General features: G+C 42.8%; 11 protein-coding genes and 1 pseudogene. All 12 read left to right on the forward strand.

Going from position 1 to position 11,798, the window contains the following annotated elements; all coding sequences use genetic code 11:
• Positions 1-135 (forward strand): annotated as a pseudogene (locus tag JUI58_RS27595) (HNH endonuclease); the annotation flags it as partial.
• 124 nt (positions 136-259) lie between these two features.
• On the forward strand, positions 260-1,318 hold the full coding sequence (locus JUI58_RS04290) for a DUF6745 domain-containing protein (RefSeq protein ID WP_204102512.1): 1,059 nt from the start codon (positions 260-262) through the stop codon (positions 1,316-1,318).
• 60 nt (positions 1,319-1,378) lie between these two features.
• Positions 1,379-2,206, forward strand: coding sequence for an alpha/beta hydrolase (locus JUI58_RS04295; RefSeq protein ID WP_204102513.1), 828 nt, complete (start codon positions 1,379-1,381; stop codon positions 2,204-2,206).
• A gap of 25 nt (positions 2,207-2,231) precedes the next feature.
• Positions 2,232-4,325, forward strand: a complete 2,094-nt coding sequence (locus JUI58_RS04300; RefSeq protein WP_204102514.1) for a WD40 repeat domain-containing protein — start codon at positions 2,232-2,234, stop codon at positions 4,323-4,325.
• A 49-nt stretch (positions 4,326-4,374) separates the two neighbouring features.
• Positions 4,375-7,254: an excinuclease ABC subunit UvrA gene (gene uvrA / locus JUI58_RS04305; protein ID WP_204102515.1), complete on the forward strand. Its 2,880-nt coding sequence runs from the start codon at positions 4,375-4,377 to the stop codon at positions 7,252-7,254.
• A gap of 67 nt (positions 7,255-7,321) precedes the next feature.
• Positions 7,322-7,576, forward strand: a complete 255-nt coding sequence (locus JUI58_RS04310; RefSeq protein WP_204102516.1) for a DUF4160 domain-containing protein — start codon at positions 7,322-7,324, stop codon at positions 7,574-7,576.
• Positions 7,539-7,808, forward strand: a complete 270-nt coding sequence (locus tag JUI58_RS04315) for a DUF2442 domain-containing protein (protein ID WP_204102517.1) — start codon at positions 7,539-7,541, stop codon at positions 7,806-7,808. Before JUI58_RS04310 ends, JUI58_RS04315 begins: the two co-directional genes overlap by 38 nt.
• 175 nt (positions 7,809-7,983) lie before the next feature.
• On the forward strand, positions 7,984-8,553 hold the full coding sequence (locus JUI58_RS04320; RefSeq protein WP_204102518.1) for a CDP-alcohol phosphatidyltransferase family protein: 570 nt from the start codon (positions 7,984-7,986) through the stop codon (positions 8,551-8,553).
• Between the two features lie 12 nt (positions 8,554-8,565).
• Entirely contained in the window at positions 8,566-8,760 is a 195-nt protein-coding gene (locus JUI58_RS04325; RefSeq protein ID WP_348539831.1) for an element excision factor XisH family protein, read from the forward strand.
• Positions 8,748-9,080, forward strand: a complete 333-nt coding sequence (locus JUI58_RS04330) for a XisI protein (protein ID WP_204102520.1) — start codon at positions 8,748-8,750, stop codon at positions 9,078-9,080. The genes JUI58_RS04325 and JUI58_RS04330 overlap by 13 nt, the downstream gene beginning before the upstream one ends.
• Before the next feature lie 109 nt (positions 9,081-9,189).
• Positions 9,190-10,692 carry a glycerol kinase GlpK gene (glpK, locus tag JUI58_RS04335; RefSeq protein ID WP_204102521.1) on the forward strand — a complete coding sequence of 501 codons (1,503 nt, stop codon included), beginning with the start codon at positions 9,190-9,192 and terminating at the stop codon, positions 10,690-10,692.
• 294 nt (positions 10,693-10,986) lie between these two features.
• On the forward strand, positions 10,987-11,775 hold the full coding sequence (locus JUI58_RS04340) for a Uma2 family endonuclease (protein WP_204102522.1): 789 nt from the start codon (positions 10,987-10,989) through the stop codon (positions 11,773-11,775).
• The last annotated feature ends 23 nt before the right edge of the window (positions 11,776-11,798 follow it).

Consider the following 11,798-nt stretch of genomic DNA (forward strand, 5'->3'; position numbering starts at 1 on the left):
AATTATCTTGGTCGTATTGCAGTACGTTCAACAGGAAGTTTTAACATTTCTACCCCAAATGGATTAATACAAGGTATTAACCACAAATATTGCCAGATAATTCACAAAAAAGATGGTTACGTTTATTCAATGTAAAGCCGTCCTATAAGGACGGGGTTTCTACCCAATTTTTCTGATGAATTGCCCCACCCTGTAGACGGATGGGGTTTCAGTGGCCTCCCCCAATTTGATAAATTAATCGCTTCTTACTTGTTCTGTCATGAATTTACTTGAAATCATAAAAACATGGAAAGATACTGTACAAGTTAGAGAACTTGACCTTATTTACAAACTGACACCGGAACAAACTGCACAAATTGCTACCTATCAAGAGAAATGGCGTAAAATCTCCCTCTCTGTCACTCCTTGCGATCGCCTCCAAATCAAAAATACAATTCAAGCAACTTGCGATACGTTAAAAAAGCCTTTTCCCAAGCTAATTTTTTGCGATAGTCCTGTCAGTCTTTCCTATTACTTACGACCCACTCCAAGAACTTGGGGATTTCGTTTATATATGTTGTGGGATCGGCTAGAACGACAATTACAAGGTCAAATTGCCCAACATATTTGGTTAAAACTCTCTTTACATTATTTTAAAGAAACGGCTCGATTTTGGGATTTAGTGACAACAGAACCAGAAACTCTGCAAAAAACACCTAAGCTCAGATTTATTAATTTAGGAAGTCCTTTTGCTCGTGCCAGTTTATATGACTATTGTATTTCAGTATTAAATTGTCGCCACAATTCGGCAACTTGGTTATTATTTCAATCTTTAGTTCAAGGATGTAGCTGGTTTGGCTGTTATGACAAAATGCTATTAATTCTCGATCGCCCTCCCCTTCTCTCTATTGATGAGGATTATCGCTTACATGGAGAGGGAAAACCTGCTGTACAGTTTAGCGATGGGTTTTCTACTTATGCTTATCATGGTGTAAAACTGCCCGAAAAATATGGAAAATTATTTCCCTCTCAATGGAAATCTGACTGGTTATTATCGGAAGAAAATATGGAACTGCGGCGAGTTTTATTACAAGGAATTGGTTATGAAAGACTGTGCCTTGAATTAAACGCAGAAAAAATGGATGAGTGGCGAGAATATAGTTTGTTAAGAATTAATTCAACTATTGACATTGAGCCAATTTATTTATTAAAAATGATTTGCCCGAGTACAAATTATTGTCATGCGTTGCGGGTTCCTCCAAGTATGACCTCTGCGAGAGAGGCGATCGCATGGGTTAATTGGGATATAGATCCCGAAGAATTCTCTGTACAAAGCTGAATGGTTGTTACGATAAGATTGTCGATCTGTTGCCTATTCTTTTCTTTTCTTCTCTTCAACATGGATCAGAAACAAATCAGAAAATTACTAATTGGTGAATTTACTTTTAAGCGCATGATTAATTCGCTACTATTTATTTATATTTTTTTCGCACTTTATGTATTTTTTGTTGCCGATCGCATGATTTTTGTGCCGCAACCTGCGAGTTATACTGATGATGAGGATATTCTCAAACTTTCTACGAGCAACCAAGAAAAGTTCTCAGGGCTTTATCTCCCCAATCCTAATGCTCAATATACCTTGCTCTACTCTCACGGAAATGCTGAAGATTTGGGGGAAATTCGGCCAGTTTTAGAGTTTTTCCAAGCGATCGGGTTCAATGTTTTTGCCTACGATTATCGCGGTTATGGAACTAGCGAAGGGAAAGCCAGCGAACGCAATACCTACGAAGAAATTGAAATTGCTTATACTTATCTCACTGAAAAAATTGGTATTTCTCCCGATCGCATTCTTCTCTTTGGGCGATCGGTGGGAGGTGGTCCCACTCTGAATTTAGCAACACGAAAACCGGTTGGGGGCATAATTTTAGAAAGCACCTTTACTCAAGTCTTTCGCGTTGTTGTGCCTTTTCCTTTACTGCCTTTCGATAAGTTTCGCAATCTCGATAAAATCAAACAAATTAAAGTTCCTGTATTGATCGTTCATGGTATGGAAGATAACACTATTCCTTTTTCCCACGGTCAAAAATTATTTGCTGCGGCACCCGAACCTAAATTATCGTTTTGGGTAGAAGGGGCAACTCATAACGATCTTTTTTGGGTTGCAGGGGACGATTATGCTGAAAAGTTGCAAGAATTTGAAAAATTAGTGATGCGATCGCTACAATGAAATTAGGGAACAGACAATTAAAAAAATGAAAAAAGCTCAATGGATTGAGATCGGTGAATATCTGGCGATCGCCATGTCTGTATCGGGAACGATCGTTGCTCTATTGACAGAACGGATGGTTTATGCAGCAACTCCTCTGACTCTAGCCGTAGGTTTGAATCTGTGGCAGCGAAAACAGATGGTTGAAGAACAGATTAGAACCCAAATTAAAGCCGAAGATTGGGCAAGTATTCAATACCAATTAACTACGGCGATCGAACGTCAAGATCGCTTAGAAAATGCGGCAGAAGAACCCAATATCGAGGTGCAGAAACGTTTGCAGGAATTAGCCGAGTCGATCGCCTCAGTGGAACAGAGACTGTCCCCGATTCGCGAACGTCAAGCACAACTCGAAGAGTCTAATCGCGAAAAAAATGTAGACATTCAAGGACAATTTACGGCTTTACAAACCGCGATCGCCACTGTTGAAAAACTGCCCGAAGATTTCCCCCCACTGCAAGAGGCGATCGCCAATTTACAACAGAAAATTAATTCTCTCGAAATAACAACGCAACAACTCCCCCAACAAATCGAAAGCGAAATTGTTGCCATTAACGCAACCATTGCCACATTAAAACAAGATATTGCCTCTCTCGATCGCCCCTTGACTCCACCGGAAAACTTTCCCTTACCCGAACAAATTCAAGAATTGCAAAATGCGATCGCCAATTTACAACAAAATCCCCTCCATTTAACGAGAGAATCATCGCCAACTTTCGAGAGTGCGATCGCAGAACAAGTAGAACAACTACACCAAACCGTAGCGGAGATTCAACAGTACATTGAACAATTATCCCAACCCGATCTCACCATCGACTCTAAAACCCAGGAATTACAAGTCGAGATCGCCCGCATTCAGAAACGTCTCGATATTCTCCCCGAAATAGCGGCAAATATCCCCAAAAGCGCCACTCCAGAACATCTTCCCCCCTCAGTACCGCAAGAATACCGTCGAGAAGCCTTTACCCCTCCAGAAGCCTCTCCTATTCCAGAAGACCCTAAAAATAGCCCAGAAACAGAACCCTCAACCCCCCAGCAACCTCCCTTAGACGATCTCGGCTATGAACTTGAAGGAGGTATTCGGGGAATTAGTGAGAATTTGTGGGAATTTGGAGCCTCGATTAAAAATATTTTTGATCGCGTTACCACCCCAGAAACCGCTTCCGAGTTAACGCAACAATGGGAATGTATTTGGGAATTTGCCGGTAATACGGAGGGAGTTGAAGCCCTAGCCATCGCCCCAAACGGCAAAATATTAGTCAGTCCAGGCAGTGACCATAGTTTACAAATTTGGGATTTGGCCACGGGGGAAGCGATCGACACTTTCACCGGACACAGCGATGCGATCTCCGGCTTGGCTTTTAGTCCGGATGGCCAGCAGTTAGCCAGCAGCAGCACCGATGGCACACTTAAACTCTGGCAAGTAGAAACAAGGGCAGAAATTGCCAATTTGCAGGGTCATTCTGCCCCCGTGGTGGCGATCGCCTTTAGTCCTCACGGCAAAACCCTCGCTAGTGGGAGTTACGATAAAACCATTAAACTCTGGGATCTGGGCAGTCAAAAGGTTTTGCGAATGCTACAAGGTCATTGGGATTGGGTCAACGCGATCGCTTATAGTCTCGATGGCACAACCCTTGTTAGTAGCAGTCACGACGGCACGATTAAATTTTGGAACGTAAAAGAGGGAGAAAAAATCGGTAATATTGCCCCTGGGGGAAAAATTTATGCGATCGCCTACAATAGGGATGGCACAATATTAGCCAGTGGAGGCAGCGATCGCCATATTCGTTTCTGGAATAGCGATCGTCAAGAAATTCGCAATATTAATGTTCTCTCTCAAGTCTATTCTCTCGCTTTTAGTCCCGATGGTAAAATTCTGGTTAGTGGTACAAGTCATCGCAGGATTACTCTTTGGGATGTAGAAACAGGTCAGAAACTGGCTCTATTTGATGGTCGGTGCGATCGCGTTAATATTGTGGCCTTTGGCGATCGGGGGGAAATTCTCGCTAGTGGAGGAGATGATGGCATCGTCAAAGTTTGGCAAAGAATTGAGGAGGAGGGACCGGTTGGTAATACTTGATAGACTCTAACAACGCTAGAATTGTTAAGGTCTGTTACGAAACCTGCTGATGTCTCAACCCCTTGACCTGTCCGATCGCCTACCCACCCTCGAAAATGAACCCGACTCTCGCAACACGATTCGCATTCGGGGTGCAAGACAGCATAACCTCAAGAATATTGACCTTGATCTGCCTCGCGATCGCCTCATTGTCTTCACGGGAGTATCGGGATCCGGGAAATCTTCCCTCGCTTTCGATACCATCTTCGCCGAAGGACAGCGACGTTATGTAGAGTCTCTCAGTGCCTATGCGCGGCAATTTTTGGGACAATTGGACAAACCCGACGTAGATGCGATCGAGGGGTTGAGTCCCGCTATTTCCATCGACCAAAAATCCACCTCCCATAACCCCCGATCCACCGTCGGCACCGTAACGGAAATTTACGACTATTTGCGGCTATTATTCGGACGTGCAGGAGAACCCCACTGTCCCCACTGCGATCGCAGCATTGCCCCTCAAAGTATCGATGAGATGTGCGATCGCATTATGGAACTCCCCGATCGCACCCGCTTTCAAATTCTGGCCCCCGTGGTTCGCGGCAAAAAAGGAACTCACAAAAAACTACTTTCTGGTCTTGCTTCTGAAGGTTTTGTGAGAATAAGAGTTAATGGAGAAGTTAGGGAACTAACAGATGCGATCGAATTAAACAAAAACAATACTCACAATATCGAGATTGTCATCGATCGCCTGATTAAAAAGCCCGATATTCAAGAACGCCTCACAGACTCCCTCGCCACCAGTCTCAAGCGTTCTGAAGGGACGGTAATTGTTGCCCTACAGCCGCAAGACGATAAGGAAAAACCCCAAGAAATCATCTTTTCGGAAAACTTTGCCTGTCCGGAACACGGTGCAGTCATGGACGAACTTTCCCCGCGTTTTTTCTCATTTAACTCACCTTATGGCGCTTGTCCTCACTGTCATGGCATCGGCAGTATGAGAACTTTTTCCCCCGAACTGGTGGTTCCCGATGCAACCCAACCTCTCTACAGCGCGATCGCCCCTTGGTCAGAAAAAGATAATTCCTACTATCTCTCCCTTTTATATAGTATCGGACAAGCCTATGGATTTGAATTACAAACCCCTTGGCAGAAACTCACTCAAGAACAGAAAAATATTCTCCTGCAAGGTTGCGAAGAACCGATATTGATTGAATCAGAAAATGATCGCGAGGAAGGTTATTATCGCAAATTCTCAGGAATTTTAAATAACTTAGAACGCAATTATCAAGATACCAACTCAGAAGCAATTAAACAAAAACTAGAGCAATATATTGTCTTTCAAACCTGCGAAACTTGCCAAGGAAAACGTCTCAAACCAGAAGCCCTTTCCGTGCGCTTGGGACAGTACAATGTTAACGATTTAACTAGCATTTCTATTCACGAAGCCCTAGAGAGAATTAATACCTTAAATTTAACCCAACGTCAAGCCTTAATTGGCGAATTAGCACTCAAAGAAATTAAACAACGCTTGCAATTTCTCCTAGATGTCGGCTTAGACTATTTAACCCTCGATCGCGCAGCAATGACCCTATCAGGAGGAGAAGCACAACGCATTCGCCTCGCCACGCAAATTGGTGCAGGATTAACAGGAGTATTGTATGTTTTAGATGAACCTAGTATTGGCTTGCACCAACGAGACAACGATCGCCTTTTAAAAACTCTGAAAAAACTGCGAGACTTAGGCAATACTTTGATTGTTGTCGAACATGACGAAGATACCATTCGTAACGCTGATTATTTAGTTGATATTGGACCAAAAGCCGGACTTCATGGGGGAGAAATTGTCTGTCAGGGAGACTTTCAAACCTTACTTGAAAATGAGCGATCGCTAACTGGAGCATATTTATCGGGACGGAAGGCGATCGCCACTCCAGAAGAACGCAGAAAAGGCAATGGACGCTCCCTAATTTTAACCAATTGTCATCATAATAACCTGCAAAATATTGATGTCACTATTCCCCTCGGAAAGTTAGTTTGCATCACGGGAGTTTCCGGTTCTGGTAAATCAACCTTACTCAATGAATTACTTTATCCTGCCCTCAAACATAAGCTCTTTAAAAAAGTTCCTTTTCCTCCTAATTTAAACTCATTAAAAGGCATCAATGGCGTTGATAAAGTCATTGTGATCGATCAAGATCCCATTGGTCGCACACCGCGTTCAAATGCGGCAACTTATACGGGAATTTTCGATCGCATTCGTGCTATTTTTGCGGAAACAATAGAAGCAAAAGCACGGGGTTATAAACAAGGCCGCTTTTCTTTTAATGTCAAAGGAGGACGCTGCGAAGCCTGTAGTGGACAAGGTGTAAATGTAATTGAAATGAACTTTCTTCCTGATGTTTACGTGCAGTGTGAAGTGTGTAAAGGAGAGCGCTACAATCGAGAAACACTGCAAGTAAAATATAAAGGATATTCCATCGCCGATGTTTTAAATATGAGCGTTGAAGAAGCCTTAAATATATTTCAAAATATCCCTCGGGCTGCTGGTCGCTTACAAACTTTAGTCGATGTCGGTTTAGGTTATGTAAAATTGGGTCAACCTGCACCAACTCTATCAGGAGGAGAAGCGCAACGGGTGAAATTAGCCTCAGAATTATCTCGTCGCGCCACAGGAAAAACGTTATACTTAATTGATGAACCGACAACAGGTTTATCTTTTTACGACGTGCATCATTTATTGAATGTTTTGCAACGTTTAGTGGATAAAGGCAACTCTATTTTAGTCATCGAACATAATTTAGATGTGCTACGCTGTGCAGACTGGATTATCGATTTGGGTCCAGAAGGAGGAGATAAAGGGGGAGAAATTCTTGCCGAAGGAACTCCAGAAACTATTGCTGAATGTGAAAGTTCTTATACAGGAGTCTATTTAAAGCAGGTTTTAAAATAATATTCTCCAGATCGCGATCGAAATTTGAGAGTAAAATTAATGCTTGATTTTGAGATAAACTAAAGTTATGCCAACTGTTCTAAGAATCGGTCCTTATCGTTTCTACTTTTATAGTCATGAACCAAACGAACCACCACATATACATATCGATCGCGATCGCTCATCTGCAAAATTTTGGCTCGATTCTGTTAGTTTGGCTAATAATATCGGGTTTAGTGCTAAAGAATTGCGACAACTACAATCTTTAGTACAAGACAATCAAGAGGAATTATTGGAGGCTTGGCATGGGTATTTTGGCAACTCAAGCGGACGAGAGAGTTAAAGAAGTTCGCATTACTGATGAAACAATTACAGTAGATTTGATGGATGGACGCACGATTTCAGTTCCTCTTGTCTGGTATCCGAGATTATTTAATGCAATTCCAAAACAACGAGAAAATTGGGAAATTTGTGGAGGAGGTTATGGTATTCACTGGGAAGACATTGATGAGGATTTGAGTACAGAAGGAATGCTACGCGGTGCGCCTGCTCCAAATTTTGAGATGCACCCGTAAAATATAATTGAAAAACGTTCAATTCTGCAACTGTCACTCATTCTTGACCGCAAATTCTTCCTCAAACCAATACAATCAAATCTTTCCAGAATGACGGTTTTATAAACTGACCGATCGCCGATATCAACTCCCGAAAATTCCCTCATAGTGAGATTGTTCTCCTATCAATTCAACCGTGAAAACCATTCCTTCTCTTTTAATTGCACTGCGATTTCTCATTGCCCCTTTACTGTTAGCAGATGCCTTAGATGGTAGTGCTTCACCGTGGTTTCTGGTTGGTTTTTCTGTGGCTTTCCTCTCGGATATTTTCGATGGGATCATTGCCCGTCGCCTCAAAATTAGCACCCCTCAACTCCGACAAGCTGACAGTTGGGCGGATTTATCTCTTTATGGCTGCATAGCCATCAGTGCGCTTCACCTTTACTCTCCTTTAATCTCTCCTTTCTTGATACCTCTCTCCAGCTTGCTTTTCGCACAATTGGCATTATTTGCCCTTAATCTGCTCAAATATGGCAAAATGCCCAGCTATCACGGCTATTCTGCTAAACTCTGGGGCATTACCTTGGGTCTGGCGATCGCGGCTTTATTTGGCTTTGGGCAAACGGGAGGCTTTTTTGGGCTGGCGATCGCGGCTGGTTGGTTCAATACTCTCGAAGAAATCCTGATAACATTAATCTTACCCCAGTGGAGTCACGATATACCGAGCTTTTTTCATGCTCTAGAAAGAGTTCGCACAAGGGCTTAAATTCACTGGAAAATAGGGCAAACCCTCAATTATCGGTTAGCCTTGAAAAAAAAAGAAATGGATCGTAAACTATATCTAGCAATCGAAATTGAGACTTACGAAGATTTTTTCACTCGACAATTTATTCAAAGCGCATTGCAGGAATATCAAGTTAAATTATTGATTTTTGATGCTGTTATGGAGGAAATCCGGTTATGGAAAGAGTAAACTATCCCCAATTAGTTCAAGATATCTTAAAAAATCATTCTGCTAACGATCTTGCTAATGGTACAGAAATTCAATTACTTTTTGATACCGAACGACATCATTATCAAGTATTACATATTGGCTGGACGCAGCAACGAAAGCGAGTTTATGGGATCGTTATTCATGTTGATATTAAAGAAAATTTCATTTGGGTTCAAAGAGATGGAACAGAGATCGGCATTGCGAATGAACTCTTAGAAGCAGGTGTTCCCAAACAAGATATCGTGTTGGGATTTCATTCCCCGTATAAACGACAATTTACAGAATTTGCAATGGGTTAAACGCGATCGCCGCAGGAAAATATGAATAATCTTATCATTACAGTCAGAGGAGGGCGATCGATGCTTGATAATGAATTATTGCTAAGTGAAAATTGATAATCCATTGGTTATGAGTACAACTCCAGAATACATTCTCGCCCTTGACTTAGGAACGACAGGAAACCGCGCTATTCTCTTCAATCGAGATGGTAATGTCGTCAGTCAAGCCTATAAAGAATTACCCCAATATTATCCCCATCCTGGCTGGTTAGAACATGATGGGATGGAAATTTGGCGGGATACTCGAGAAATGACCGAGAAGGTGCTGATCGATACGGATACGAAATTTTCCCAAGTTGGTGCGATCGGCTTGACAGTACAGCGAGAAACCTGTTTGCTATGGGATAAAACTACAGGAAAACCTTTTCATAAGGCGATCGTTTGGCAGGATCGACGCACTACTTCTTTATGTAACGAACTCAGAAAACAAGGCAAAGCGGAAGAGATTCAAGAAAAAACGGGACTTGTTTTAGATGCTTACTTTTCCGCAACAAAATTGGCCTGGTTATTGGACTGGCTGAAAACAGAACAGCCTGATGTCAATATGGAAAATGTTTTGGCGGGAACTGTTGATACTTGGGTATTATGGAATCTGACAGGAGGTAAAGTTCACGCCACCGATCGCAGTAATGCCAGTCGGACAATGTTGATGAATTTGGCCTCTGGGACTTGGGATCTGACTTTATTAGATTTATTCGGCATTCCCTCACACATTATGCCAGAAATTAAACCCTCAATGGGAGAATTTGGGCGCACGGATTTGGATTTATTTGGGGCAGAAATTCCCGTTACCGCTATTTTTGGGGATCAACAAGCGGCTTTATTCGCGCATGGATGCGATCGCCCTGGCTTGCTTAAATGCACCTATGGGACGGGCTGTTTTTTAGTCGCCCAAGCGGGGACAGAACTAACGCGATCGCACAATCGTCTTCTCTCTACTGTGGCATGGACAACGGAGACAGAAACAAAGTACGCCCTAGAAGCAGCTATGTTCACCACAGGAGCCAGTATTCAGTGGTTGCGAGATGGATTGAACTTGATTCAATCTGCGTCGGAAACAGACGCTTTGGCACGTCAAGCAGGGGATAATAATGGGGTCTACTTCGTGCCAGCATTAAGCGGTTTAGGGGCTCCCCATTGGGATATGAATGCCAGGGGCTCTTTTCAAGGGATTACGGGAGGAGTAAAGCGAGAACATATCGTGCGATCGGTTTTAGAATCTATTGCTTATCAGGTTAAAGAAGCGGTAGAAGCCATGAATAAAGATGGTGCTAAACCTGTTTCTCTTTTAAAGGTGGATGGCGGGGGATCGAAAAACGACTTTTTAATGCAGTTTCAAGCGGATATTTTGGGGATTCCTGTGGAACGTCCTGCGGTTCAAGATGCTACGGCGCAGGGGGCTGCTTTTGGGGCGGGACTGGCGATCGGCTTTTGGGAGAGTTATGAAAGTGTTATCGCCAAGCGAGAGATCGATCGCACTTTTACCCCAGGGGAGGGACAAACCCAAGCACAAGAAGGCTTTCAAGTTTGGTTGCGGGCGGTAGAACGGGCAAAAAATTGGCTTGTGGATTAAGAAAGGTTTGTTAACCTCAGTTTGGGTTACGCAAATCTCACTTTATCCAACGCAAATGTTATATCACATCCGGTTAATGGGTATAACAAGCGGGCAAGATGCCCGCACTACTGTAATAATTGAATATTATCGTAGTGGGAGCGAGACGCTCCCTAGATTTTTAATGACAGTATTCATGCGGATTTGATATTACTTCTTGATTGGGGCAAAACTCAAACTCTGGAAGATTTCGACGACGCGGGGTCGCACCGCCTGTATAATGGAGTCAAGTGTATTGATTCTTTCTTTGAGGTCATGGTACAACAACTTTCTCCTCCTACCATCGAAGACGAACTTCTCTATCCCGATAGCGACGGTAAACCCTTGGCTGATAATACAATTCAATTACGTTTAATTTTCACCATTAAAGGTGGTCTTGATGCTTTGTTTAAGGACAGAGATGATGTTTTTATCGCTGCCGATTTATTATGGTATCCGGTTCAGTTGACCCAATCAGAGATTCGAGCGCAAAAGAAACCGAAAAAGCAAGCTCCCGATGTGATGGTGGTTTTCGGACGACCCAAGGGAGAGCGAGGTTCTTATCTGCAATGGGAGGAGGACAATATCGCCCCGCAAGTAGCGTTTGAGATCCTTTCTCCCGGTAACAAGAAGAAGGATATGGAGACCAAGTTTAAGTTTTATCAAGAGCATGGAATTGAGGAATATTACCTTTACAATCCAAAAAAGAATCGGCTGCAAGGATGGTTGAGAAAAGGGGGAAAATTAGAAGAAATTGCTCAAATGTCAGGATGGAGAAGTCCGCTTTTGGGGATAAGATTTGCTACAAGTGAAGGAGATTTGGTTTTATTTCATCCTGATGGCGATCGCTTTGTCGATTTTGTTGAAGTTGTCGAACAACGCGATCTCCAAAAACAAAGAGCCGATCTTGAACAACAACGAGCGATTTTAGCTGAAAACGAACGCGATCGCGAACGACTAGAAAAAGAACAAACTCAAGCGGCTTTAGAGGAGGAACGAAAGAAAAATCAACAATTACTCGATCGCCTCATACAACTCGGTATCGATCCCGAAAGTCTACCTTAATTTTGTTCTGCGATCGCATGACT

It is taken from the genome of Spirulina sp. CCY15215, assembly GCF_016888125.1.
Lineage (GTDB): Bacteria > Cyanobacteriota > Cyanobacteriia > Cyanobacteriales > Spirulinaceae > CCY15215.